Source organism: Streptococcus sp. DFI.7.26, assembly GCF_022240605.1.
GTDB classification, from domain to species: domain Bacteria; phylum Bacillota; class Bacilli; order Lactobacillales; family Streptococcaceae; genus Streptococcus; species Streptococcus xiaochunlingii.
This window is the reverse complement of sequence record NZ_JAKOGN010000001.1, coordinates 276,908-302,875: the sequence shown is the minus strand read 5'-3', so window position 1 is coordinate 302,875 and position 25,968 is coordinate 276,908. Positions and strand designations below refer to the sequence as shown.

Here is a 25,968-nt window from a genome sequence, read left to right as displayed (position 1 = left end):
AACCGGAGTTTTTTTGTGTTCTTATCGTTCTTTTAACATCTTAGTCGCAAGGTCTAGCATCTCCACTGCCTTTTGGTAGTGTTCGTCCAACAAATCGTAGACGGCATCTTCCGACAGGACACCACAATAGACCTCTTCAGGAAAGTCTGGTTGATTGGACAGTTCGACATCCTCCATATAGACCTGGCTGGTGTAGTAATCGCGAAGGGCGATATAGCGAGATTGGCCAGCTTCCACTCGTTGCAAACAGGCTTCAAGCTCTTCGATTAAGCCTTGGTAGGCGTTGAGATGGCCTTCCATCTCTTGGATTCGTTCGATAGGGGTCATGATTGTTCCTTTCTATCTGATAGAGAAACGACTTGCAATTGCTCTCCTCCTAGTAGGATCAAATACGATTCGATGCAGTCTACACCATAGGAGCGACGGAGGGCTTCTGCGTAGAGTTGCAGTTGGGCTTGGTAGCGACCCAGCATGTCCTGAGGGTTGCGGTAACGGTCTGTCTTGTAGTCAAAGAGAAGGATCTGATCTTCCAAAAGGAGGTAACCGTCTAAGATCCCCCGGACCACAAAATCCTGACCACTAGTTGGATCCGTCTTGAGCATGGCAAATGGGGCTTCACGATGGACCTTGTCTGCCTCCTTGAGCATGAGTTGGCCCAAGTCAGTCTGGAAGAAGGCCAAGACCTTCTTGAGGTCGATCCGCTCCTTGACTGCTGGGCTGGCATTGACCTCTTTGAGAACCATTGCTAGGCTCTCCATCGTTGGCATCATCGTTAATGGAATCCGTTGCATCAGTTCGTGTAGAGCACTACCGACTGCTGCTCCTGTTACAGCTTCTTCCTTGCCAAAGTTTGGAAACTCAAAGCTTGGTAATGGGACGTCCGCTTTTTCCATGAGATCCACTCCTTCCATATCTTGGATGGGTTCATAGAATTTTTTAATTTGACTCGGTGTCCGTACACTAGGGAGTTGGATAGCAGCTTGGTACTGGGTATTGAGCCGGTCCACAGATTCTAAGACATCCAAGGCACGACGAATCTCTTCTGATTGGCGGTTGTCCTTGAGGTCATCGACTGGGAGAGATGTCTTCAACTCCAAGTGACCGATTTGCTCCGGCGTCAAGTCTTGGTCGGTCACAAAGTGGGTCTGATAGGCCAAGTGTTGCTGGGCAAAAACTGCCTGAATAGCGTAGAGCCAGTCTTGGAAACAATTGATCTCCTTGCGAAGAGCTGGGCTCAAGCGTCCATTGACACTGGCTCCCCATTTTCTCTCTTCCAACTTATCCTGCCGCCCCTTACCGACCAAGTAGAGCTTGCGCTCTGCCCGGGTCATAGCGACATAGAGGAGGCGCATCTGCTCCGACAAGGCTGCCAGACGAATTTCCTCGACATTTCGCTGGTAAGGCAGGGTCTCAATGACCAAGCGTACCGACTCAGGGAGACCTGCTTGATCAGACTCGACAGGAAGATTCGCAATATACTTGATGCCCACTCCATTCTTCCGGCTGATGACGGCATTGGTAGACAGTTCCTTGCCGACAAACTTTTTGTCAGTATTGAGGATAAAGATATAAGGAAACTCAAGCCCCTTGCTCTTATGAACGGTCATAAGCTGGACAGCATCCTTAGGAACTGCCTGGGCAACATTGGCCAAGTCGTGCTGATTTTCCAAAATCTTATCAATCATGGAAATAAAACGAGGCAACCCCTTGAAGCTAGAGCTTTCAAAGTCATTTGCCCGAAGGGTCAAGGCATAGAGATTGGCCTGCCGTTGGGCACCATTTGGTAAGGCACCCACATAATCATAATAGTGGCGATCTTGGTAAATCTTCCAAAGCAGATCGTAAAGGGAGTGCGTCTGGGCATAGTCACGCCAGGCATCCAGTGTCTCCATAAAGCGAGTGAGTTTCTCTTTTAAGCTCGCATCGATCAACTGAGGAGCACTTCCAGTCTGGTCTAAGGCATGTTGCAGTTTCTCATAGAGATTTTCTGCTTTTTTGCCTTCACCTCTCTGTAAGGCTAAACGGGCCAACTGGTCCTCGTCAAATTCAAACATGGCTGATTTCATGAGGGCCACCAAAGGATAGTCCTGTAAGGGATTGTTAATGGTGCGGAGGGTATCCAAGAGGACCATGACCTCAACGGACTGGAGGTAGTTTTCCTCTCCCCCGTCCGCAACGATAGGAATCTGATAGGCTTCAAAGGCTGAAAGAACCTTGTCGTTCCGGGTCCGAGAAGCCGTTAAAAGCGTCATATCCTTGAAAGGTACCCCCTCTTCATTGTGGAGGCGGATGATCTCCTTGATGACCAAAAGGACTTCACCTGAGGATAGACTATCCCCTTCTTGCTCCTCGTCTTCACCTGTTTCATCCACTTCCTGACTGCCATCATAGAGCAGAAACTCTGTCTCATAGGCCGGTGTCGGCTCTTTCTTATCCGGATTTCCTGCAATCAAGCGATGGCTCTGGTCATAGAGAATTTCTCCAACTTCCTCATCCATGAGGCGTTCAAAGACATGGTTGGTCGCTTCTAAAACCTCTACATGGCTCCGGAAATTCTCCTTGAGCAGGATCAACTTGCCATCTGCCCCTTCTTCTTGGTAGGCCTTAAACTTGTCATTAAAAATCTGTGGGTCTGCCTGACGGAAGCGGTAGATAGACTGCTTGATATCTCCCACCATGAAGCGATTGTGGCCGTTAGACAAGAGCTCCAACATCCGCTCTTGGGTGTGGTTGGTATCCTGGTACTCATCGACCATGACCTCGTGGTAACGCTCCTGATAGAGACTACGGATATGGGGGAATTCTTCAAGAATCTGGATGGCAAAATGGCTGATGTCGCCAAATTCAAAGGCATTTTCCTGCTTCTTGCTCTCTAAATAATCGGTTGAAAAGGCTTGGACAAAGTCCCTGAGCAAGACCAGCAAAGGCAAGGGTTCATCCTTGAAGCGAATCTGATAGGTTAGCTGGTAGTGCTGGGAAGCTGCTACCCGCAAAGCTTCGATGCGTTCTTTGCGTTCATCATTGAATGCCGTAGCTAGCTCTTTCAGGTCTTCTTTTCGTGTCGTGATGGTCAGGCTTCGTCCTCCGCTGGCACGGGAGATCAAGACCACCCGCTCCAAGACCTCAAAGATGGTTTCCTGGCTGGATTTCTCATTGAGACTAGCGATCAAGTCTTGAATAGCGGTGACATTCTCTTGGTACTTGGCACCTGAAAAGGCTTGGCCTTCATTAGCCAGGTGGAAGGTAAAGAAAGATTCCAGTTCAAAAAGCTGCTCTTTTACTTCTTGGGCCAACTTGTCCAAGGCTTCATTATAGTCCAGATCCTGATAACCTTTGAGGAAGGACTCCTCCAACCAGGATTGGGGATCCGCAGTGGATTGGAGGAAGTCTACTAGTGCATAAACCTGCTCCTTAAAGCCAGCTAGCGACTTGCCCTTTCCTGTAAAGTTCTTAACTAGACGACTAAAGAGGCGGTCAGGACCTTGCTCCTCATAAAAGCGCTCAAAGACTTGTTCAAAACAGTCATTCTTGAGTAAGGACTGCTCGCTCGCACTTTGAAGGATGCGGAAAGTCGGCGAGAGGCCTAATAAATAGCCGTATTTGGAGACCAGTCGCTGCGTGAAGGCATCCATGGTCCCGATATCACTAGTTGGTATTTCTGCGATTTGTTGAGCCAAGTGGCGCATGAGCTCCTCATCCTTGGTAGACTTGAGGCTCTTCTCCAACTCCTTTTCTAAGCGTTCCTTGAGCTCAGTTGCTGCCTTAACCGTAAAGGTCGAGATAAACAATTGCTGGATGGAAACCCCTCGGTGCAATTGATCCAGGATCCGTTGGACCATGACAAAGGTCTTCCCAGAACCAGCCGAAGCTGATACTAGGATATTGGTTCCTGACGAATAGATGGCTTCTATTTGCTCAGGGGTCCGTTTTTGTTCCTTGTCAGACAGGGCCTCCTGGATTTGGAGGTCTTGAATCTGACTATGACTTAAAAATTCAATTGGTTTCATTGATTCAATTCCTCCTTCATTTTTTCTATCCAGGCCTGACGGAGCTTGTCACCGACTGGGCGTTTGTCATACTGACTTAGGTCCAGTTTCTTCAAGAAACGGGCTTGTCCTAGGTGGCGATTGGCTTCAAATCCCGTAATCGATTTGTATTGTTCTACATATGGAGCAATGCTTCGACCATTTTCAGTATAAGGGTTGATAGCAAAGTCACCCGATAAGATGCCCTGGGCTACTTGTTGATAGAGATGGGCATTGTAGAGCAAGAGCAGATCTAGCTCCTCTTGACTCAGCAACATGGCCTTGTTTTTCTCATAGCTCTCCCCTAATTGACTGGCTTGGTCTGCCAAGAAGAGCCCCTTGTATTGTTGGGATTTTAGAACCGCTTGGACAGCATCTTCGACCGCCTTGGTATCCTTGAGAGGCACCAAAGGATCCGTCATCTGCAAATACATGGCACCGAAAATCCCCTTGTCAGGATCAAACGCCTGAAAGTCTTTGATAGCAGACAGATAAGTTGGCAACTGGGAGTTGAGGCCATTATAGAACTTCTCAAAGTTAAACTTAGTCTCACTGGACTTATAGTCCACCACTCCCAAGGCCCCTGTCTCAGACAGCCGATCAATCCTATCAACCTTGCCCTTGACCAAGAGCGGACGACCATCTTCTAAGGTTAAGAAGGGGCGATCTTCTCGGCCGAAGAGAGCTTCCTCTCCAATGGTTTCAATACTGTCATTGTGGGCGAGGACACGACCAGTCGCCCGAGCTGTATCCAGGAGCAATTCTTTTGAAAAAGCGGCCATGGCATTCTCCTGATAAAGGAGAGCGAACTCTGTCTCCTGGCTGGTTTCGCGAATGGCCTTGGTCAAACGCTCATCAAAATCCCCTCCTGAAGGATCTTTCAGCACCCGTTCAAAAATACGGTGCAAGAAATTCCCATGGCTTCTCGCGTCTGGGCGCAAGTGCCACTCCTCCTGCAAACCTAGGACATAGTGAAGATAATAGCTATATTGGTTTTGGTAGTAGGTGTTGAGAGCTGAGGCAGATAAAGACAGAGCCTGCCCTTTTGGATAAAGGACTTCCAGCGTCTCATCCTCTAAGACCTTGGTCGTCAAACTGTGGCTGATTTGCGGGATATTCAAGCCTTCTGAAGCCAATTTCTTCCGAAGGACGCGAATGGCAACTGCCCAGAAGGTTGCTTCTTCCTTGCTCAACTCCTGGTCAATTTCTCCCTGGTGCAATTCGATCAGTCGAGCTAAGAGGGCCTGGTAAGACCCCATATCTTTACTAGAAGTCCTTGCCTTCTTCTCAATGACGGGTAGAGCAAGCGGTGCCTTGGTCAGCTCGAACAAGTAAGGGGACATCTTATCGTCCACCTCATTGACAAGGATAGGACTGGACAAGACTAACTGTTTGGTGGCCGCATTGAAGAGAGATAGGGCGACGAAGCGATTCTTCCGTAAGTTGTCCTGGCTGGCAATTTGGAGATTAGCCTGTTGGTCTGAAGCTTGGTTCAAGACCTGACGCTCCTCATCTGTCAGCAAGGATTGGTCCTTGGCAATCTTAGGGAAGCGCTCCTGGGTCAAGCCAATGGCATAGACATAAGGAGCTGATAAAGGCTCAATCAAATCATAGGACTGGACTGTCACTACATCCACAGTCGCCGGGACCGTTCGATAACTTGCCAACAAGATCCCTGACAAGAGAAGGCTAAGAAAATCATCTAAGGTCACCTTGATTTGATCAAAGACCTGGACAAATTGTTCTAGCACATGGCTAAAAGACTTCCATACCTGATCATAGCGTTCCATTTCCTGTTCAGAGCCACGACTGGCTAACTGTTGCATGTTTTGCGTCAACTGGGCATCTTGACAAAACTGGGCAAACTTTTTCAATAGGCCCTGGCTGGTCTGGCTCTTGGTCTTATAAAAATCCTGAAGGGGACCGATGACCTGCTGGCGAATCTGGTTGAGACGCTCTAGGTCAAATTTATCCTGGTGGTTGGCTGTAAAGTCACGTGAAAAGGCAGCAAGACCCTTGATCTCTGCAAAGCGAACATATTGTTCAAAATGGTCGATGTCCTCTCGTGTTAGCGTCCCATAGAGCCCCGTCTTCAAGAGATTGACCACATCCTCGGTCAAAAACCGATAGCGACGAAGACGGTCCAAGGATTCCACCCATTGGACCAGGGGATGCTGGGACATGGACTCACTCTTTCCAAGATAAAAGGGAATCTGGTACTGGTCAAAGATGGTCTTGAGCTGGAGCTGATAAGCATCCACATCCCCCAAGAGGACTCGAATATCTTTGTAACGAGCGCCCTCATACAGGTGCTGACGAATGGAGCGGGCTACAGCCTCAAGTTCTTCCTTTTGATGGTTACAGGTCCAAATCTCTACTGCTTCTCTGTCTTGATCAGACAGCTCACCTTCTACCTCTGTAAAGTCATAACGAGCTTCCAAGATCCGCGTCATACGACTAAAGGCATCCTCTTTTCCTTGACCAACATAGCTTGGCGTGACCTGGTAGGTCCTAGCCAAGTCTAGCAGGAAGTCGACACTGGCCTGGTAGAGGTTTCCCTCACGAAAGGTCGAGCGATAGGCTTTCTCACTGGCGTATGCCCCAATAATGATCTCGACGCCCTTGTCGTGCAGTAAATGAACCAGGTAGTCCTCCTCGGCTGAGAAACGCGTAAAACCGTCAATTACTAGGGCCAAGTCTTTCAACTCCTCATCCAAATCTCCCTTGATAAGATGAGAGGCAAAACTAGCCAACTTAGACTCAGACTCAAAAGAACCTGCAACTAACTGGTCTTGAACAGCCTTCAAGATATGGATCAAGTCTTCTCTCTTCTCCTGATCAGGCAAGGAATCCAAGTCGGATGCTGTCATCTGGGCTGTCTGCAACTCATGAAAGAGCTGGATCAATTGTTGGATAAACTGGGGATCCTTCTTAAGACGGGCATAAACCTTGAGCTCTTCATCCGGCATCTGAGAAAGCACCTTAAAAAAGAGCATGCCAAGACCGATATCATCTAGCGCTTGCTTCTGGTGGCTTTCATTAAGTGTAAAATAGCGTGCCATCTGAGCAAAGCGCGTAATGGTGATGGCAAAAGAAGCCTTCTGGTCTATGAGTTGCAAGACTTTGCGCTCCTTCTCAAAAGATAGAGAGTTGGGTGCGATATAAAAGACCCGCTTCCCTTCTTCAACCAATCGATTGGCCTCATCCACCAAGACCTGGGTTAAAGGGGTTCGAATATCTGTATAGACTAATTTCATAATGTTATGATTCCTGTAAAATGATAGTTCTATTATACCATCTTTAGTCCTTTTCTACAGGGATTTTCCTAGAGTTCAAGCAAGTCAAAGCAGATAAAAATGAGGCTGGGACAAAAATCCTAGCCTATCAATTGTCTTTGAATTATCGAGCAAGACGCAGTGGTTGAGTGGGCTCTTCTACGCTGATTTTCATCAGCTTTTACAGCCCTACTCAACTGTGCGGAGGTGGGACAACGAAATCGAATTCTATCGAATTACCGATTTCTGTCCCACTCTCTTTTCAACTATTTTTTTAGCTTCCCCAGTTGATCAAGAGATAGAGTATGCTAGAGCCAAACATATCGGCCAAAGCATGCATGAGGAAGAATGGCAAAAGGTTTTTGATCACCTTCTTGTAGAGGACATAGTAGAAGAGTCCATAAATCACTCCGATGACCACTGCCCAAAGCAAACCTTGGTAGGTATGGAAGGAAATCCGAATCAAGGTCGAATAAGCCAGTGCCCACCACTTGTACTTCTGATTAACAGATGTCATGACTCCTAAGAAGAAGAACTCTTCGTAGAAACCATTCAGCAAGGCATAAGCAATCGCCATGGGACTAAGCGCTAAGAACTTGTGAATAATCTGCATGGGATCGATAAATGGGAGGAGATTGATATTGAAGTAATCATACTCTCCACTCACCGTTGTCACGATATCCCCAAACAGACCGACGATGGCAAAAATCAAGGGTACCCAAAAGAGGACGGACCATTTAAAGCGAATCGGAAGCTGTTTAAAATCGAAATTCCGTAGAATCAAGTAGGCCAAGGCGAGAGTTAATAAGATGATCTGCAGGGTAAAGTTGCTCGAGTATGCTGCCCCATCCCTAGCTGTATTGGTAGCCGTTTCAGTAGCTGCGGTGACGGTTTGGGCGACTGGCTGAAGACTGGTAAGGAAGAGTTCTGTAGACCAAACAATAAACTGCCCAAACATGATCGCAGTCACAATAGCGATATCAAACCAATTAAGCTCTTTTAAAGGCTTTTCAGGTCGTATCAACTTTAAAATTTTCATCATTCATCCTTCTATTCCCATAATGGAAGTGTTTTTGATAGTTCTACTATAAAAGAAATAGCTTAAAATAAATTTAATTTTTAGCTAGTAATAATTTTTTTATAAAAAACCTTCTGTTATTTCAACATGAAGATAAATCTTCTTAATAACTTTCCTTGTGTGAGTATGGACATCAGTGAACTTCTTCGAAGTTACATGAATTAGTTTTGAACCTATTTATATTTTCTCACTTCTTTCAAAAAATTAAGTGGGATACGATTTTCTATGTAGAGCTCATCCGATTTAGTAATATTGGTATTTGAAATATATATTATCATTACACACTCAACTCAAACAACCTATAAAACTCACCTCTCCTATCCATCAAATCACTGAAAGAACCATCTTCAACAATAACGCCATCTTTCATAAAGAGAATTCTATCGTATTTTTTCAAAATGTTCTCATTCAACTTGTGGGTTACTACAAGTGCAGTCAAATTTTGAATATCCAAGATTGAACTTTCAATTTCAGTAGTTACTTGATTATCCAAAGATGAAGTAGCCTCATCCAATAATAAGATTGGTGTTTTTCGAATCAAGGCACGCGCAATACTAACTCTTTGTTTTTGTCCGCCAGATAAATTCGATCCATTCTCTCCACATAAAGCTTGTAGACCTAATTCATTTTCTAAAACATAACTTTCTAAACCTGACTGCTGTACAGCTTTCTTTATTTCCTCATCAGTGAAGGATTGATTAAGAGTAATATTTGCTCTTAAAGTATCATCAAAGATATAAACATCTTGCTGAACAATCGTCATCAAGTTATAAAGACTCTCTGCTGAAATAGCTTGTATATCTTGATTATCAATTGAAATATGTCCACTTGTTACATCATAAAAACGCAGCAATAGATTGAGCAAAGTTGATTTTCCACTCCCTGACATTCCTACAATTGCAATTTTTTCCCCTTTTTGAATCTTCAAAGATAAATGATTAAAAATCTTTTCTTCAGTATTAGGATAAGAAAAATCTATATTTGAAAAAGAAATAACATCATCGAAATATTCTTTCGTTTTACCAGTTTGAAGTTCGATTACATCTTTTACCTCAAATGCATCTAGTGTTGCCTGACCTTCACGGAATTTACTCATTCCCATACCAACTTCATTTAGTGGCATTACTACAAAATTGACCAGTTGAACAATAGCTGTCACACTTCCAATTGTGGTATAGCCATTAAAAACAAGATACATTCCTCCACCAAAGGCTACCAAAAAAACAATCATCCCTGAAAGCTGCGAAATAACATTAGCTAAGACATCAAATTTTCCTTTCATAAAATATATCTCATCCAATTTTTCGCTTTCATTTCTGTAATCTTGACGGATAGCCTCTTTCACATTAAAACTTTTTATAACTAGAAACCCTGCTAAAATATCTTTAACCTTCGCTAAATACTTCTGATCGGTAAGCATAGTTCTCTTTTGAATATACGCTGATTTTTGTCCAATGAATCCAGAAATCATCATTGGAATGATGCTAGCAATGATAACCAATAATGTCAAAAACCAATTACCTATAAACATAGCTAGGAGTGAAAAAATCATTAAGGAAAAATTTTTTGAAATATTAAAATACTGGTGTAGATAATCTTGCTCAATTTTCTTCATATTTTCGGTTAATACAGAAATAAATTTCCCTGATTTTTCTTTAGAAAAGTCTCTATAATCGCTATCTAAAATAGATTGGAACACCTTGTTTTTGTATCTTGACATGATTTGCCTAACAAGTTTATTTCTCAATCGAAGAGATATAAAGTTGAGTGCTGCATAGACGAAAATAACAGTAGCTCCTACTAGTACTGGTTGAGTTAAGGCTTCTTTATTTTGGGACATGCCACTATCAATAATACCTTTAATAGAATAAGCAAAAGCAACGTTAGTTAAAGGGACCAGTATATTAAATATCATGAAAGCATAAAAAGCCTTCTGATGGTTCTTTATCAATTGTTTCATCCTTAATCTACCTCATAATTCTTAATTTCATTTAGAAAATGTGACATAAAATATTCTTCTAAGTCAATATTCTCTCTCCTAATCTCTTTCATAGAAACCTGTTCTACAATTTCTCCATTTTTGATAAAACCAATTTTATCTGCTATCTGTGAAATTTCCGATAATATATGACTAGATATTAGAATAGTAATTCCATGCTCCTTAGAAAGCGACAACAAAAGATTTCGAATTTCTTGAATCCCTATTGGATCTAAACCATTGATTGGTTCATCTAAAATTAACAATTTAGGTTTTGTTAGAAAGGCACGAGCTAAACCAAGCCTTTGCCTCATTCCTAACGAAAAATCTTTTACTTTTTTAGTCGTATTTTTTAATCCGACCATTCTTAAGGCTCTTATTATATCTGATTCAATAATATTTTTTCCCATATACTGAGCGTGAATTTCCAAGATTTCTTTTGCAGTGCAATTATCATAAAAAATTGGTGATTCAATAATACTTCCAATCTGACTTAGGATTTCTTCTCTGTGTTCTTGTAGATTTTTCCCAAAAATTTCAATACTACCTGATGTAATTGTTGATAAGGATAACATACATTTCATTAACGTTGTTTTTCCAGCACCATTCGGTCCTAAAAAACCATAGATTTCTCCTTCAGCAATTTGAAGGTTGATACCACTTAAAATTTCTTCTTTATCAATTGTTTTAAAAACTTCTTTTATTTCAACAATATTTCTCATTTCTATCTCTCTTTCTATATCTAGCTTTAAATGCCAGGATTTTTCTTCCGGTGCATAAATACCAACTTATACAGTCTCTTTTTTATAGAAATCATCAAGGAATTATCACTTTTCTTCAATTAAACTCAGGTATGCTACTTGATACTAAGATCTTGTCTTGAAATACTAGAGATTAAAAAAGAAGTAATCATTAAACTTATGAAACTTGCAAATATCAAAAAGAATAGGTTATCAGCAATATTATTAGATAAACTTCCTGGACTGGCATTCGAAAGTAATGCTGCTAAACCAAGTCCAGTAAATATTGTTATAGCTGTCGAATGCTTAATCATACCTAAAACAAATGGTAGTAAGCCTATTAGTACTGTTCCAAACGTTATTCCAGCTAAGTTAATCAATTGATTAGCTACTGAAATATAATTTGATTCAGTTAAAATTGCTACTAATTTAATTAATAATTGAATAACTAAATATGCAGAAAATTGGGCAATACATGCTATTAGAATGACTGAAATAATTTTTCCCCATAGTAACTTTCTTTTAGGAATAGGGTAAGAAAACAACTGAAAAATTATTCTTCGTTTAAATTCATCAATAATAATCCTAGATAATAAATAAGATTCGAAAATCAAAAATGCTGCTTTTGTAAATAAAGATGAAAACAATGAAGCTGCAATTGCCCAACCTTCCCATTTATCAGCAATTCTAAAATTCTTAGAACTCTGCCCTACAAATTCACCCAGTTTATTATATGTAGCTAACCCCATGATTATGATTCCTGAAATACCTAATACTATAAATATAGTACACAACCAAGCAAAAAATAATTTAGATTTTGAAACCTTATTTAATTCTATTTTAATAAGCGACAACATAGATTTTTCCTCCAAAAAATTTTGTTAATATTAATTACACTATTCAAAAAACACTTTACATACTTCTGGTATGTTTAAACTTAAAAATTATACATACTAAAGGTATGTATAATAAAATTTTTAATACCATATCTAGAGTATGGTATTATTTTAAAATTCTATACGTAAAACTTATTTACTACTTTTTAAGTGATCAAATAATTTGAAAATTACTTCCATCATTTCATCAGTAATCAACTGCACTCCTAACCCTTCAAAAGTAAGTTTAATGAAATTCATTTTCCGCTTTAATTCTTCTACTGAAAAAACAGAAATTTGGAATCCAATCCAAACATCTAGAGTTAAAATGATTAAATCTGCTAGTTCTTCTGGGTATTCGGTTTTTATTGATTCATCTTTAACACCTTCGTGAACTTTTTCTCTAATTTCGAGTAAAAAATCAGAAAATAGACCTAGATACTGCTCTCCTAACAAACGTGGACTTCTTAGCATGATTGAGGCAGAGTAAACGAGCCTTTGGTGCTCAAAATTAGAGAAAGAGTCCATCAAAGAATTTTGTATCTTTTCTAATCCAGTATTTCCTCTCCAATTATAATTTAAAATTTCTTGATTATTTTCGCTAATGATTGTTTGCAGTATATCATATTTAGACTCAAAATGATGATAGATAACACCTTTTGTTAATCCACCTAAGCCATCTATGATATCTTGTATTGACGTATTATCAAATCCTTTTTCTAAAAATAGATTTTTAGAGACCTCTAGGATTTTTTTTCTAGTTTCATGTGAGTTTCTATTCCTTGCCATTATAACTCTTCCTTATCATACTAATGGTATGTTTTTTTATTATAATCTAACAAATTAATGTTGTCAATTTTTTGTTGTTTCCAATAATACTTTGGAAATTTTATAAAACCTAAAAACGACCTTTCGGTCGTTTTCCTAGTTTGTTTCCTCTAAGAGGTCTTGGATTCTATCCAGATACTGGTTGTCTGTCACCGCCATCACGCGCACCCCTTCTGGCCAGATAAAGTCGGGACCAATCTGACTTCGCAAAGGCTGATCTTCCGCATCTCGATAGCCAATAATATTGAGTTGATATTGGTCTCTGATTTCCAAGTCTCGAATGCTTTTTCCTACCCAGCTAGCTGGAACTGTAAACTCGACCACCACCACTGCTTCATCCAACTGGAAGACTTCAATCCCGTGTTGGAAAAGGATCATCTTGGCCAGAGACATCCCCGCTTCTACCTCTGGTAGGATGACCAAATCAGCCCCAATCTTCTCAAGGACTTCCTTGGTCACTTCATTCTTGACCTTGACAATGACTCGCTCAACACCAAGGGCCTTACAATGCATGACCGCCAGCACACTGGACTCCAAGTTTTCTCCCGTCGCGATCACGACTGTGTCACAGGTACCGATATCAGCCGCATCCAAGAGGTCCATTTCTGTAATGTCTCCAACAATTCCAGTCGAAATCATGGATTCATATTGGTTGATCACATCTGCGTGATCGTCAATTGCAATAATATCCACATCCTGATCCTGCAGAGTTTTCAGGATACTCTGTCCAAAAATTCCTAATCCTAAAATTCCAATGGTTCGATTCTCCATAAGTTTCTCCTATCCAATAATGATGTCTGCCTTGGCATACTGCAAGGTATCTGCTTTCTTGGCTTGGTAATTGTTCAAGCTAACCATGAGGGTCAAAGGACCAATCCGTCCGATAAACATGAGGACCATGATAATGCCTAGTCCCGCTCCATTTAAGGTTGAGGTTACATTGGCGGTCACTCCCACTGTCGCTAGAGCGGATACCACCTCAAAGACCAAATAAATAAAGCGTTGGCCATCCGGCGTCACCAAACAGATTCCTAATAGCCCCACTAAGAAGGTCAACTGGAAAATCACCGCCGTCCCAAAGGAACGTTGAACAATGTCTGGTGAAATCGTACGTTTTCCTAAATTGGTATGTGGTAGCCCCAATAGTTCCTTCCGAGCCAGGAGCAAGAGGACCAGGAAGGTGGTGATCTTCATGCCCCCTGCTGTCCCTCCTGGTGCTCCACCTAAAAACATCTGCAAGAGATAGACGAAGAGCGTCACTGGCCGGACTGCTGTATAATCTAAGGAAGCAAAACCAGCTGTCCGCATGCTGACGGTTTGGAAAAAGCTGACTAAAATTTTCTCTCCCAAGGGGAGGGCCCCAATGGTTGCCGGATTATCAAACTCGGTCAAGAGACTGGTTACTGTCCCAAAGAGAAGGATCGCAGCTGTTAACCAGAGAACCACCTTAGTATGGAAGCGAAGAGTCCGCCGTCCTGATTGGTTACGGGCCTTGGTAGCGAGGTCAAACCAAACCATAAAGCCCAAGCCCCCAGTAATAATAAGGGCAGACAAGGTCAGGTTCACCAGCCAATCGGTCTGAAAACTCATCATACTATCGCCCCCAAAATTATCGAAGCCCGCATTACAAAAAGCTGAAATCGCGACAAAGATGGAGTTAAAGATTCCATGCCCCCAGCCGAAGCGAGGAATGAAGCGAATCATGAGGAGCAAGGCCCCCAGTCCTTCGATGGTAAAGGTGGTTATGAAAATAGAACGGACAAAACGGGCCAAGCTCTGGTTATTGCTAAAGCTAAAGCTGTCCCGAATGGTCTGTCGGTCCTTGTAGCTGAGCTTTTGACGACTTTCCATAAAGAAGAGACCGATAAAGGTCAGGATCCCCAGGCCACCGATCTGAATCAAGAGCATACAGATCAACTGCCCCCAGGCATTGTAGGTCGAGGCTACTGATTGGGTAAAGAGCCCTGTCACACAGACCATGGAGACTGCTGTAAAAAGGTGGTCGACATAACCTGCTTTTGAGTTTGCTTGCTGGACAAAAGGCAGACTCAATAAGAGGGAGCCAATTAAGATAACCAAGACAAAGCTGAAAAAGATCCTCCTTGCTGGAGACAGGCTTTTCATCTTGGACTGCCATTGTTTTAAAAATAATTTGACTAACATAGCTTCATTGTACCATAAAAAGTGAATAGACCTACAAGTGATGAACCATTTCTAGGCACAATTCTAAGGCTTTATCGAATGCTTCAGATCCCCAGTCACGCTGGTCATAATTTTCCCGGTCTGCAAGAGAATCTGCGGTAAATAGGAGCAAGCCCCAAACCGCATCACGAAGCTGGGCTACTGCTGCCAATGAGGCGCACTCCATCTCCACAACACTACACCCTTCTTCAATGCGATAGGCTACCTTGTCGGGCGTTTCTCTATAAAAGCCGTCCGTCGTCCAAGTCATGACCTCTTGATAGGGAATGGACTCTTGTTTTAGGACCCTTTCAATAGCATTCAGTGCGCGACGATCCACTTCTATATAGCGAGAAGGCGCCACATAATGGTAACTAGCTCCCTCATCTCGCAAGGCTTTTGTAGGGATTAAAAAGGCATTTTCTTCTATATCCACCAAGACGCCACAGCTTCCTGAAGAAATGATTTTCTTCACCCCATAGCCAATCAACCAATCCATGAATTGGGCAGCTGCTGCAGATCCAACTGGCGCTTGCGCCAAGCAGATTTCCTCTCCTTGGTGCTCCATGACATAAACCGGATAGGTCTTGGTAGCTGAGACAAAACTAGCTACTTGTTTGGCTCCAGCAGCTTTGGCAAAGCGGTCAATCTCATCCTCTAAGAAAGCATAAACGCATTTATCAGGCAAATGCAGATCTAACCCCTCATGAGTCGGCATAATGACTGCCTGTGGGTTGTCATCAAACTCTAAAATAGGTATTTCATGTTTATGGATCATCAGCTACCTCCAAACTTGTTTGTAACATTATATAAGTCCATCTAGCCGGTGTCAAGAAGAGATTGCAAGAATGGCGATTTCGCTTATGAGTCAGTTCAAAATGAAAAAGGTGATATTCACTTCAAGGCACTATCCAACAAACAAGAGCGCACCTTCACCAAGAAACAAGTGATGTCGAATTTGAAATAAGAATTGATTTCACTACAAAAAAAATCTAGTAGATAATTTCTACTAGATTTTTTCGTTAGTTAATCACAATCATGGCCTTAATAGTCTTGCGTTCATCCATGTCTTTATAGGCTTGATCAATCTCGTCCAAGCTATAGCTATGGGTGAAGACGCGTCCTGGATTGATGTCGCCATCAAGAACAGCCTTGAGCAAGAACTGTTTGTCATAAGTTGTTACGGAAGCTGCCCCTCCTGCAACAGAAATGTTTTGCGCAAAGGTCGAACCAAGAGCACGGTTATTGTAGTGAGGGACACCGACAAATCCTAAGCGCCCTCCATTGTGAAGAACCCCAAGGGCTTGATCGACGGCTGCTGCAGTACCGACACATTCAAGGGCAACATCCGCTCCTCCACCAAGGATTTCACGAACCTTGGCAATGCCTTCTTCCCCACGCTCTGCTACAACAGCTGTTGCACCAAATTCCAAAGCCATTTGCTGACGGTCTTCATGCCGACTCATGAGGACAATTTGCGATGCTCCTCGCATCTTGGCAGCAATCACAGCGCATTGCCCCACGGCTCCGTCCCCGATGACAACCACTTTATCGCCTCGTTTTACATGAGCCACACGCGCTGCATGGTAGCCTGTCGGCATGACATCTGCTAGCGTCAAGAAGGATTTGAGCATAGCTTCGGTATAATCTGATGGTTGCCCAGGGATTTTGACAAGGGCCCAGTTGGCGTATTCGAAGCGCATGTACTCCGCTTGAACCCCATCAGACCAGTTGGTGCCGATATGGTGGTCACAGGTCCCATCATAGCCAGCACGACATGCATCACACTCCCCACAACCATGAGTGAAAGGGGCGATGACAAAGTCTCCCGGTTTCACCGTTGTAATAGCTTCTCCGATTTCTTCAACGATCCCAATAGCTTCGTGGCCACTATTTTGATGACCCGCTTCAATATCTGGATTGCGGTAGCGCCAGAGATCAGATCCACAGACACAGGTACGAACGATGCGGAGAATGACATCATCCGGTGCTTCTATGTGTGGACGCTCCACTTCTACAAGGCCCACTTGCCCAGCTTTTGTATAGACTGTTTTCTTCATAGGAACAACCTACTTTCTATTGCTTACTTACCTATAGTATACACTTTTTGTCGAGCACTAGCCCACTTCCTGCTTTCAAACTCCATCATTTAATCATATTTTTTTCCATACTTCTTTTCAAGCATTTTCTTAACTAGATAGGGCATCTTGACATTCTCTCGACCTTTTTTAGCAATCAATTTTTTGACGAAATCAGGCATCTGAATATCTTTTTCTGCTTCCAAAATCTGACCTATACTTGAAGGAGCTTCCAACTCATCAAAAGTCTCTAGCTGAGGTTGATAGTCACTATAGTCACCATCTATATGAGACTGAATAGTTGACAGAAGGGCTTTAATCAGTCGTGAATCGCTATTTGGCATAGGAGGTCGGTGATAAACCACTCCGAGCTCCTGACATAGCTCCTTACACTCCACATCATTATCAAAAAGAACTTCAATATGCTCACTAATAAAGGCAATCGGAACAAAAATATAGTGGTTCGGGTGTTCACTCTCATCTCGCAGATATTCTAAGACATCTGGTTTAATCCAAGGAATACCTATATCACTCTCACTCTGCCAAGTATTGGTGTACTGATCCTCTTCAAGCCCTAAAATCTCTACAATCATGCGACTATTGTCATAAATCTGGTCGATATAGGGGTCACCGAAATCTATTGCCAAAACTGGAACACTGTGGGCTGAAAAAATCACCTTATAACTGTCGTCTCCAATCTGATCTAAAATCTTTTGGATTTCATCAGCCCAATAGTGGAGTAGGTCAGGTTCGCGGTACCAGTCCTTGATAATTTGGAACTTTATCTGCTCACTTTCTAAAAATTTCTCATACCCCATGACAGAATAGTAAGAATAATGAGGCTCTAAAATCAAGCACAAACATTCTTCAATTCCGTCATTCTCCATCTCTTTGATTACATCAGTGATAAAAGGGCGGGAAAATTTATTAGCAAAGTAAACCGACGCTTGATTTCCAAGAGTAGTAGCAACCATGTCCACTTCTTCTCTAGTTATCCTTTGGAGTGGGGTTCCACCGATTCGGACGTAATTGTCATATAAAGTCTGAATTTCATGTGGTTCAGGACGAACCCCACGGCGTATATTTGTGAAAAATTCCGCTACTCCTTCATAGGTAATCTCTTCTGGTGACCCAAAAGTCATCATCAACACAGCTCTTTTACTCATTACTACTCCTTACTATATGCTTTCCACTATTTTACCATGAAAAGGATTTCTTTAGGAAACTCTTTTATAAATCATTTGGAAGAAGAAACTAATTTTCTAGGTAAATACACAAGCTATTAAAAGAAATCATTCAAAGAAAGTGGAACAAATATCTTTTTATGTCCAATCCGATACTGTATTATTCTTTGAAAACAACATCTATTTGAAATGACCATCTTTCATGTAAGAAGAGAAGGTTTGAATCCCTTTCTAAGAATTTCTACACAATAGAAAAAGTGGATAAAGAAACATTCTTCTATCCACTTTATTGTTTACAGCTTTTATTCGCTACGTAAAGATTCCACAGGGTCTTTCTTTGCGGCGATGCGTGAAGGGATGAGACCAGCTAACATGGTAAGGACAATGGAGATACCGATCAGGATGAGCGCTGCTTCCCATGGTAACTGCGCCACGTTTTCCACGTTGGTCATTTTCGCAACGACGGCATTGATTGGAAGTGTTGCAAGTAGTGTAATGGCGATACCGAGCACTCCGGAAATAAATCCTTCGATGGCTGTTTCGGCGGTGAAGATGCGACGGATGTCTTTCTTCGATGCCCCCATTGCACGTAAGATTCCGATTTCTTTTGTACGTTCGAGAACCGAGATGTAGGTGATAATCGCAATCATAATCGATGATACGATGAGCGAGATGGCTACGAAACCGACAAGTACGGTTGTAATCACGCCCACCATTGTCGTAATCGAAGACATGATGGTTTGAATATCGTCGGAGTAGGCGAGCACTTTGTCGTCTTCGCCAGCGTCTTTTTTCGCCGTGTTGTAAGCGTTGATGAAGTCCTTCAACTCTTGTTTTTGTTGGAAGGAAGAGGTGTAGAACTCGATGGCAGCCGGTTTGGATTTGTCGATGACACCCAATTTCGCGAGATTTTCCTCATAAGTGGCAGCCGAGTTTTCGTTGTATTGTTGGATATATTGTGCTTGTTGTTCAGGCGTCAATTTGACCAACTGTATTTTTTCTTCTTCGGTTAAATCAGCCGAATTGAATGGTTTTGGATCTTTAGCAAATTCTTTTCCAGTAAATACATTGATAGTTGGGTTAGCTTCTTGCTCCTTCACGATGTCACTGTTTTGAATTTGTTCAGAAGTGTAATCGATCAGGGCGCTTGTATAAGCCACACCGCCAGAAGGAGAGTTCACACCAGAACTTGTGCCTTCTTTTTGACGAAGAACGCCGACGATTTTAAGCTCGATGCCATTCTCGATTTGCGTCTTCATATAGGCTTCGTCGTTAATTTTATTTATCCATTGGTTGTTTTCTTTGACGAAGCGGTTCGTGTTGACAACAGCTTTGAAAGTTTTTCCAATGAAATCCCTATACTGATAGGTTTGGGATTTGAGTTCATCCAGTTTCTTCGCATCGTTTAATTCGCTAGGGTCTTTGATGCGTAAGCTATAAAGGAGGAGGTCACTGATTTGGTTCTCTTCATCCACGATCAGGACGATTTCAGATTTATCCTTCGGAAGGCGACCTTCTAGCACATCATATTGCGCCTTAAGCATCTCCTGGTCGCTTGACAGTTGGCTCCAGTAGTCGATGTTTTGCAAATAGCCTTTAATTGTTTGGTTGGCCGTATCGACTTCGTCCGCGAGGTTAGACGGAAGAATACTCTTTGGACCGTTGGAGGTGTCACTGGCGTAAATATAGGGTTGTAAATTGTACTGGTAACGAATATCTTTTGTAAGTTGTGCGACTTCTGAAGCGTGTTTATCCAAGTAGGTTTTGAAGGACGCGAGGTCATTTTTCCCGATTTGTTTTTTCAATAGATTCGTTAAAAGCGTATTGACACCGAGTTCGTTTTTATCCCTATAAGGCTTTTCACTCAAATCTGGAGAGGTTGCCATCAGATTACTCTGGTTCTGCTCGCTAATCGTCAAAGGCAAAGAGACGAGAGTGTCTTCTTGCACCTTTTTCACATAGTCGCTCACACCATTTGAGAGGGCCAAAATCAAGGCAATCCCGATAATCCCAATGGAACCAGCAAAGGCAGTCAGAAATGTCCGACCTTTCTTCGTCAATAGGTTATTAAACGAAAGGGCCAAAGCCGTCAGAAAGCTCATCTTTGTCTTTGTGAAATGAATGTCCCCTTGTTTGGGTTCTTCGGTTGGTTCGTATGGATTCGAGTCGCTTAAGATATTTCCATCTAATACTTGTACGATACGTGTAGAGTAGGTTTTCGCCAGTTCTGGGTTATGCGTCACCATGATCACTAGACGTTCCTTGGCGATGTCTTTTAATAACTCCATGATTTGAACAGAAGTCTCAGAATCGAGCGCTCCTGTTGGCTCATCGGCTAAAACGACTTTAGGATTATTGACAAGAGCACGCGCAATCGCGATTCGCTGCATTTGTCCGCCAGACATTTGGCTTGGTTTCTTATATAAATGATCTTTTAGGCCAACGCGTTCAAGTGCTTCGATGGCACGCCTCTTGCGTTCCGATTTAGAAACGCCAGAGAGCGTCATCGCAATTTCGACGTTTGAGAGTGCCGTTTGGTGACCAATCAGATTATAGGATTGGAAGACGAATCCGATAGTGTGGTTTCTGTAGCTATCCCAATCGCGGTCTTTAAATTGCTTGGTTGATTTTCCTTGGATGAGTAAATCACCCGATGTGTATTGGTCGAGTCCACCGATGATATTTAAGAGGGTGGTTTTCCCTGAACCCGATTGTCCGAGAATCGAGACGAACTCATTTTCACGGAAACGAATCGAGATATCCTTTAAAGCGTGAAACTCTTGATTCCCCGTATAATAAACTTTTGAAATACGTTGTAGTTGTAACATATACTCGATCCTTTCATAAATATGAGTAGTCTATCACAATTTGAATTGGGAGTCAATATATTAAATCGATGATTTCTAAAATATCCTCAACAAAGGAATGATCGATGTCCATTAATGATGGTGATGGTGGTGGTGATCATGTCCATGACTTTGACTGGCTTCCAGCTCTTCGATATTTCGCTTGTGGGAGCGGTGGGTTGCCAGATCTTCATCCACTTCGATGGTGACATTTTGAAACCCCCTCTCTTTGAGCAAGTCTCGGATAGACTCTTTACAGACTTCCATCTGCTCCATCTGATTGAGACAAACATGAACAATAGCATTTTTCTCTAGTCCATCCATGGTCCAAAGATTAAGCTGATTGATACTTGCGACATGGTCCAACTGCTCTAAATCACCCTTAACTTGATTGATATCTACCCCTTCTGGCACAGCATCCAGGAAAATCTTGAGCGTGCTCCAAAAACGTGGAATGGCTTTGGACAGAATAAAGAAGGAAATAGCAAGAGACAAGAGGGGATCTAGGATATACCAGTCAGTAAATCGGAGGACAATGGCCATCAAGATGACAGCCAACCAACCTAAGGTATCTTCCAAAAAATGCAGGCTGAGAATGGATTCATTCTTAGTTTGCCCCTTGCGAATAACCAGACTCGCCAGAACATTGACACTGATAGCAATCATTCCCAACCAAAGAAGCCCTTCGTCATTGACGGGCTGAGGGTGGAAAAGCTTGCTTACATTTTCTAAAATCACCATACCAGACCCGGTCATCAGAATGACTGCCGTTACTAAAGCCCCTAATAAGCTAAAACGCTTGTAGCCTAGGGTATAGCGGCTATCTTCTTGACGATTGGAGATCGTTTCTAGAAAGGCCGAGAGGCCAATGGCTAGAGCATCCCCCAAGTCATGGACAGAATCAGCGAGAACAGCACTGGAACCAAAGATTCCCCCTGCAATAAACTCAACAATGGCAAAACTTAGATTCAAGAAAAAAGCCAGCCAAACAGCACGTTTTGAACTCATTTTTTTACCTTCCTTTGGTATAATAGTAATAGTATTATCTTCTCACTAGTATTATCTCTAACTCTAAAAAGAAAGGATAGGGGCAAACTGTTTAGGATGTACGTTACTGAACAATTTGTTCAAAGTGTCCATATGACAACACAGGATCGTCGTATTACCAAAACTAGAAAAGCTATCTATCAGGCTTTTTTACACTTACTCAACCAAAAAGACTACGAGGCCATCACTGTTCAAGAAATCATTGACTTAGCCGATGTGGGGCGATCAACCTTTTACAGCCATTATGAGAGCAAAGAGTTACTACTGGATGAGCTCTGCCAAAAGCTCTTTCACCATTTGTTTGAGCGTGCTCAACACCTCTCTCCACAAGACTACCTAGCCCATATCTTTCAGCATTTTAAGAAAAATCAAGACCATGTAACCAGTCTCTTGCTTTCAAAAAACGATTATTTTATCCGGCAGCTGCGAAAAGAACTGGAACATGACGTCTACCCCATGGTAGCTGAGAAACTTATTCAATCTCACCCCAACATCCCCCACTCCTATCTCAAACACCTGGTCGTAACCAACTTCATTGAAACCCTCAGCTGGTGGTTGAAAAAAGGCAAGACTTACACCGAACAAGAAGTCATCCAGATTTATTTGGAGATTTTAAACGTCGCTTCTAACTAAGGTGCGACTTTACATCATATATCATAGAAAGGAAAACTATGCTCCTCCCCATTCTTCTCGGCTTTTTTACAGCCTTATTTGCCCTTGCTTTTGCTCTTATTCATTTATTGGTCAGCCTTTCCGAATTTAAAAAGGGCAAAAAGACCCTTGGAATTTACCTACTTTTTCTAGGAAGTAACCTTGCGACCTTCTCTCTCATCCTCTACTTCCTTTTGCCAATTGTTGCTTTATTCATTTGGCTGATCGGAGTTAGCTTGATTTGCTACGGAGCCTATTGGAATGGCAAGCACAAAGAAAACTTCCATCTAGCCCACCATGTCATTCGGATCGGAATTGCTCTGATTCTTACCATTTTATTAGCCCTTATCTAAGAAAAACACAAGTTTTATCAATGAAAACTTGTGTTTTTTTGTAGTTACGAAATCAGTAAGGAATTAAAAATCCTGCTTTTCTTTAAACAGTTTAATCTTTTCTTGGCAGTAATCCATTAATTTCTGTGTTTTTTCAAATGTGTAGCCTTTTTCAGATACCGACTTCACTTTCTTTTCCTCAAAATAGTAGCCTGTCAAGCCCCTGACTTCCTCTGATAAGGTGAGATAATAACCTGTTTCGATTCCCTGATCTAGATCTTTTGAAAGAGACTTCATCAAGCGCCCGAAGAGAGACTTTTTCGTCTTTTCATCACTAGAATTATTCCCTAAGTTAGTCGAGATAAGACCAGGATGATAGGCATTAATAGTGATATTTGAACCTCTTAAAAAGAAATCTCTTGCCAGATAACGTGTCATCCAAATGATATAGAGCTTCGAATTATTATAGGCTAATCCTGGATTGTATTCTTTCTCAAATCCAAAGTCCAAATCCTTGACCTTGGCAAAATGATGCATATAGGAAGAGGTATTAATGACACGGCCGTCAGCCGATTTTTCTAACAAGGGACTTAGCTCAGTTGTTAACAGATAGGGAACGAGAACGGATAACATAAAAGTCATCTCGACATTTTCAGCACTCGCTTTTCGTTCTTTTCCTGCATACAGTCCTGCGTTGTTAAACAAGACATCGATCCTTTGAAAGTCACGCTTGATTTCCTCCACAAATCGATAAACATCCTCTAATTTTGAAAAATCTGCCAGGTAGCTCGAAACTTTGCCTCTCAAGGAAACAGCTCGAACCTCTTGAAGCGCCAATTCCAGTTTTTGAGGATTTCGACCATGGAGGATGACCTGATGACCTTCACTGGCCAGTTTCTTTGCCAAATGTTTACCAATACCGTCAGTAGCACCTGTTATTAGAATGGTTTTGACCATATTAGTCCTCCAAGAAAGCAATGAGTTCTTTTGAAAACTCCTCTGCATATTGGAAGATCGAACCGTGACCAGCATTTGGATAGATGATAAGCTTACTATCTTTTATTTTCTCATGCATGTCATAAGAATTTTCCGTTGGAACTTGCATATCCTTGTCCCCGTTGACGATTAAGGTTGGTTGGGTGATAAATCCTAGGTCGTCTTGAGAATCTTTCCCCCAACGTTTAATGGCTTTGAGTTGAGTCAAGAAACCAGGCACACTCATGTCTTTGTCCGCAAATTCCTTGGTTCGGATTCCCATTCGTCCGAGAACTTTCAAGGCTTCGTTTTTTCCTTGTTCATCATGGTTATAGAAGATATAGCGTTTAGGATCGATGCGCTCGAGTCCAGCTTTAAACATATAGTTAAATGTTTTCCCTGTGACCTTATCGACCTCTTTTCCTCCTCGAGGTCCTGTTCCTGCCAAGATGAGACGGTTGACCAAATTAGGCTTGATTCGGCCCATTTCTTGGGCAATCATACCTCCCATAGAAAGACCTAGGAGATTGATTTTATCGTAACCAAGAGCTTCTATAAAGGCAATTGTCTGATCAGCCATTCCAGGAATGGTTGGGGCCACTTTTCCTTGACTGGTTCCGACACCAGGAAGGTCGACCACAATCACATGGTGCTTTTCAGCAATCAAGTCCAAGAGTTTTGGATCCCAGTTGTCGAGGGTTGCTGTCAAATGGACCAGCATCAGAAGAGGTAATTTTGATTTGCCTTTGCTGAGTTCGCGATAGGCGATTTTGTTCCCGTCGACAGTGATGTATTGATTTTTAGTTGTAAGATATGACATTGTATTTTCCTTTTTATTTCTTAAGGCTGAGGACTGTTTTTCCACGTGAGCGACCATTAGCGACCTTGTCTAAGGCGCGATTCACTTCTTCAAATGGATAGACTGTATCGATAGATGGTTTGATTTCCAATTTGCTAAAGAGGTCTGCTACCTCTTGTAATTGAGCACCATTGCTTTCTACAAAGATAAAATGGTAGTGAACGCCGTATTTGTCAGCCATCTTATCAAATTTGCGACCGGCTAGTCCAAGTAGGATCTGTTTCCATTTTGGCAGGTTCATCCGTTTGGCAAAGTCACCATTTGGCATAGCACGGAGGGAAACAAGCTGACCACCTTTTTTCATGATAGACATTTGTTTTTCAGTCTCAGCACCCCCAAGGGTATCGAGGACATAATCAACCTGGCTAACAGTTTTTGTATAATCCTCTGTTTTGTAATCGATAAAGCGGTCTGCTCCTAGCTTCAATACACGCTCAGCGCTATCTCCAGCCCCATTGGTAATGACTGTCAAACCTTTAGCCTTAGCAATCGGAATGGCCATACCGCCGACACCGCCTGTACCACCAGAGATAAAGATGGTTTTGCCAGCTTGAGCACCCATGAGTTCTAAGGCTTGCATAATAGTCAAGGCAGTCAAAGGCACAGCAGCAGCTTCCTCGTCTGACAGATAGTCTGGAACCTTGGCTAAGGCTTGGCTATCGACAGCTACGTATTCTGCAAAGGCCCCAATATGATCAAGTGGTAAACGTCCAAAAACTCGGTCTCCGACTTTGAGATTTTTGACTTGTATACCGGTCTCTTCAATGATACCGACCACTTCATTACCTGCAGTTTGTGGTAGTTTATAAGGGACGATCATCTTGACTTCTCCTCGGGAAATCATGTTATCCAGAGGATTAACACCAGCAGCGGTGACTTTGATCAAAACTTCTTTGTCTGTGATACTTGGTTTTTCGATTTCTGTGTTCTTCAGTGTGATATTCTTTTTGTTGTATGATGTATGTTGTGCAGCTTTCATTGTCTTCTCTTTTCTATTTTTTTGTTGTATCTGACAA

20 protein-coding genes are annotated in these 25,968 nt (G+C 42.2%); 2 read left to right on the top strand and 18 right to left on the bottom strand.

Annotated features, from left to right (window positions below; genetic code table 11):
• Positions 1–21 precede the first annotated feature (21 nt).
• The 15 genes from L0M85_RS01510 to L0M85_RS01440 form a co-directional block, all read right to left on the bottom strand.
• Positions 22–327, bottom strand: a complete 306-nt coding sequence (locus L0M85_RS01510) for a DUF4298 domain-containing protein (protein ID WP_048690060.1) — start codon at positions 325–327, stop codon at positions 22–24.
• Positions 324–4,007 carry a helicase-exonuclease AddAB subunit AddA gene (gene addA / locus L0M85_RS01505; protein WP_238656271.1) on the bottom strand — a complete coding sequence of 1,228 codons (3,684 nt, stop codon included), beginning with the start codon at positions 4,005–4,007 and terminating at the stop codon, positions 324–326. The genes L0M85_RS01510 and addA overlap by 4 nt, the downstream gene beginning before the upstream one ends.
• Positions 4,004–7,282: an ATP-dependent nuclease subunit B gene (gene rexB, locus L0M85_RS01500; protein WP_238656269.1), complete on the bottom strand. Its 3,279-nt coding sequence runs from the start codon at positions 7,280–7,282 to the stop codon at positions 4,004–4,006. Before rexB ends, addA begins: the two co-directional genes overlap by 4 nt.
• Before the next feature lie 292 nt (positions 7,283–7,574).
• On the bottom strand, positions 7,575–8,339 hold the full coding sequence (locus tag L0M85_RS01495) for a CPBP family intramembrane glutamic endopeptidase (RefSeq protein ID WP_238656419.1): 765 nt from the start codon (positions 8,337–8,339) through the stop codon (positions 7,575–7,577).
• Positions 8,340–8,655: 316 nt separating this feature from the next.
• On the bottom strand, positions 8,656–10,338 hold the full coding sequence (locus L0M85_RS01490; RefSeq protein WP_238656267.1) for an ABC transporter ATP-binding protein: 1,683 nt from the start codon (positions 10,336–10,338) through the stop codon (positions 8,656–8,658).
• A 2-nt stretch (positions 10,339–10,340) separates the two neighbouring features.
• Positions 10,341–11,078, bottom strand: coding sequence for an ATP-binding cassette domain-containing protein (locus L0M85_RS01485; protein ID WP_238656265.1), 738 nt, complete (start codon positions 11,076–11,078; stop codon positions 10,341–10,343).
• A 134-nt stretch (positions 11,079–11,212) separates the two neighbouring features.
• On the bottom strand, positions 11,213–11,953 hold the full coding sequence (locus tag L0M85_RS01480) for a hypothetical protein (RefSeq protein WP_238656262.1): 741 nt from the start codon (positions 11,951–11,953) through the stop codon (positions 11,213–11,215).
• A gap of 171 nt (positions 11,954–12,124) precedes the next feature.
• Positions 12,125–12,760, bottom strand: a complete 636-nt coding sequence (locus tag L0M85_RS01475; RefSeq protein ID WP_125335480.1) for a TetR/AcrR family transcriptional regulator — start codon at positions 12,758–12,760, stop codon at positions 12,125–12,127.
• A gap of 135 nt (positions 12,761–12,895) precedes the next feature.
• Positions 12,896–13,570 (bottom strand): TrkA family potassium uptake protein, encoded by a 675-nt coding sequence (locus L0M85_RS01470; protein ID WP_125329521.1) that lies wholly within the window; start codon positions 13,568–13,570, stop codon positions 12,896–12,898.
• Positions 13,571–13,579: 9 nt separating this feature from the next.
• Positions 13,580–14,962 carry a potassium transporter TrkG gene (locus L0M85_RS01465; protein WP_125335478.1) on the bottom strand — a complete coding sequence of 461 codons (1,383 nt, stop codon included), beginning with the start codon at positions 14,960–14,962 and terminating at the stop codon, positions 13,580–13,582.
• Between the two features lie 31 nt (positions 14,963–14,993).
• On the bottom strand, positions 14,994–15,758 hold the full coding sequence (locus L0M85_RS01460) for a nucleoside phosphorylase (RefSeq protein ID WP_125335476.1): 765 nt from the start codon (positions 15,756–15,758) through the stop codon (positions 14,994–14,996).
• 244 nt (positions 15,759–16,002) lie between these two features.
• Positions 16,003–17,040, bottom strand: a complete 1,038-nt coding sequence (locus L0M85_RS01455; RefSeq protein WP_125335474.1) for an alcohol dehydrogenase catalytic domain-containing protein — start codon at positions 17,038–17,040, stop codon at positions 16,003–16,005.
• A gap of 89 nt (positions 17,041–17,129) precedes the next feature.
• Entirely contained in the window at positions 17,130–18,224 is a 1,095-nt protein-coding gene (hemH, locus tag L0M85_RS01450) for a ferrochelatase (RefSeq protein WP_125335472.1), read from the bottom strand.
• Positions 18,225–18,544: 320 nt separating this feature from the next.
• Positions 18,545–21,070: an ATP-binding cassette domain-containing protein gene (locus L0M85_RS01445; RefSeq protein WP_238656259.1), complete on the bottom strand. Its 2,526-nt coding sequence runs from the start codon at positions 21,068–21,070 to the stop codon at positions 18,545–18,547.
• A gap of 111 nt (positions 21,071–21,181) precedes the next feature.
• Positions 21,182–22,096: a cation diffusion facilitator family transporter gene (locus L0M85_RS01440; RefSeq protein WP_125335468.1), complete on the bottom strand. Its 915-nt coding sequence runs from the start codon at positions 22,094–22,096 to the stop codon at positions 21,182–21,184.
• Positions 22,097–22,228: 132 nt separating this feature from the next.
• Between L0M85_RS01440 and L0M85_RS01435 the strand changes: the two genes are divergently transcribed.
• Together L0M85_RS01435 and L0M85_RS01430 are read left to right on the top strand one after the other, a co-directional pair.
• Entirely contained in the window at positions 22,229–22,768 is a 540-nt protein-coding gene (locus L0M85_RS01435) for a TetR/AcrR family transcriptional regulator (protein WP_221761781.1), read from the top strand.
• 38 nt (positions 22,769–22,806) lie between these two features.
• Positions 22,807–23,139, top strand: coding sequence for a glucuronide permease (locus L0M85_RS01430; RefSeq protein WP_238656257.1), 333 nt, complete (start codon positions 22,807–22,809; stop codon positions 23,137–23,139).
• A gap of 63 nt (positions 23,140–23,202) precedes the next feature.
• On the opposite strand, the gene L0M85_RS01425 is transcribed toward L0M85_RS01430, so the two are convergent.
• The 3 genes from L0M85_RS01425 to L0M85_RS01415 are packed head-to-tail and all read right to left on the bottom strand — an operon-like array spanning position 23,203 to position 25,931.
• A complete protein-coding gene (locus L0M85_RS01425) occupies positions 23,203–24,075 on the bottom strand; it encodes an SDR family NAD(P)-dependent oxidoreductase (RefSeq protein ID WP_238656254.1) in 873 nt (290 codons plus the stop codon).
• Position 24,076: 1 nt separating this feature from the next.
• Positions 24,077–24,913 carry an alpha/beta hydrolase gene (locus tag L0M85_RS01420; protein WP_238656252.1) on the bottom strand — a complete coding sequence of 279 codons (837 nt, stop codon included), beginning with the start codon at positions 24,911–24,913 and terminating at the stop codon, positions 24,077–24,079.
• Between the two features lie 13 nt (positions 24,914–24,926).
• A complete protein-coding gene (locus L0M85_RS01415; protein WP_238656250.1) occupies positions 24,927–25,931 on the bottom strand; it encodes an NADP-dependent oxidoreductase in 1,005 nt (334 codons plus the stop codon).
• Positions 25,932–25,968: the final 37 nt, after the last annotated feature.

Excerpts from the sequence above, each read along its gene's own strand:
- L0M85_RS01510 (WP_048690060.1), bottom strand. The coding sequence starts at position 327 with ATGACCCCTATCGAACGAATCCAAGAGATGGAAGGCCATCTCAACGCC.
- addA (WP_238656271.1), bottom strand. The coding sequence starts at position 4,007 with ATGAAACCAATTGAATTTTTAAGTCATAGTCAGATTCAAGACCTCCAA.
- rexB (WP_238656269.1), bottom strand. The coding sequence starts at position 7,282 with ATGAAATTAGTCTATACAGATATTCGAACCCCTTTAACCCAGGTCTTG.
- L0M85_RS01495 (WP_238656419.1), bottom strand. The coding sequence starts at position 8,339 with ATGAAAATTTTAAAGTTGATACGACCTGAAAAGCCTTTAAAAGAGCTT.
- L0M85_RS01490 (WP_238656267.1), bottom strand. The coding sequence starts at position 10,338 with ATGAAACAATTGATAAAGAACCATCAGAAGGCTTTTTATGCTTTCATG.
- L0M85_RS01485 (WP_238656265.1), bottom strand. The coding sequence starts at position 11,078 with ATGAGAAATATTGTTGAAATAAAAGAAGTTTTTAAAACAATTGATAAA.
- L0M85_RS01480 (WP_238656262.1), bottom strand. The coding sequence starts at position 11,953 with ATGTTGTCGCTTATTAAAATAGAATTAAATAAGGTTTCAAAATCTAAA.
- L0M85_RS01475 (WP_125335480.1), bottom strand. The coding sequence starts at position 12,760 with ATGGCAAGGAATAGAAACTCACATGAAACTAGAAAAAAAATCCTAGAG.
- L0M85_RS01470 (WP_125329521.1), bottom strand. The coding sequence starts at position 13,570 with ATGGAGAATCGAACCATTGGAATTTTAGGATTAGGAATTTTTGGACAG.
- L0M85_RS01465 (WP_125335478.1), bottom strand. The coding sequence starts at position 14,962 with ATGTTAGTCAAATTATTTTTAAAACAATGGCAGTCCAAGATGAAAAGC.
- L0M85_RS01460 (WP_125335476.1), bottom strand. The coding sequence starts at position 15,758 with ATGATCCATAAACATGAAATACCTATTTTAGAGTTTGATGACAACCCA.
- L0M85_RS01455 (WP_125335474.1), bottom strand. The coding sequence starts at position 17,040 with ATGAAGAAAACAGTCTATACAAAAGCTGGGCAAGTGGGCCTTGTAGAA.
- hemH (WP_125335472.1), bottom strand. The coding sequence starts at position 18,224 with ATGAGTAAAAGAGCTGTGTTGATGATGACTTTTGGGTCACCAGAAGAG.
- L0M85_RS01445 (WP_238656259.1), bottom strand. The coding sequence starts at position 21,070 with ATGTTACAACTACAACGTATTTCAAAAGTTTATTATACGGGGAATCAA.
- L0M85_RS01440 (WP_125335468.1), bottom strand. The coding sequence starts at position 22,096 with ATGAGTTCAAAACGTGCTGTTTGGCTGGCTTTTTTCTTGAATCTAAGT.
- L0M85_RS01435 (WP_221761781.1), top strand. The coding sequence starts at position 22,229 with ATGACAACACAGGATCGTCGTATTACCAAAACTAGAAAAGCTATCTAT.
- L0M85_RS01430 (WP_238656257.1), top strand. The coding sequence starts at position 22,807 with ATGCTCCTCCCCATTCTTCTCGGCTTTTTTACAGCCTTATTTGCCCTT.
- L0M85_RS01425 (WP_238656254.1), bottom strand. The coding sequence starts at position 24,075 with ATGGTCAAAACCATTCTAATAACAGGTGCTACTGACGGTATTGGTAAA.
- L0M85_RS01420 (WP_238656252.1), bottom strand. The coding sequence starts at position 24,913 with ATGTCATATCTTACAACTAAAAATCAATACATCACTGTCGACGGGAAC.
- L0M85_RS01415 (WP_238656250.1), bottom strand. The coding sequence starts at position 25,931 with ATGAAAGCTGCACAACATACATCATACAACAAAAAGAATATCACACTG.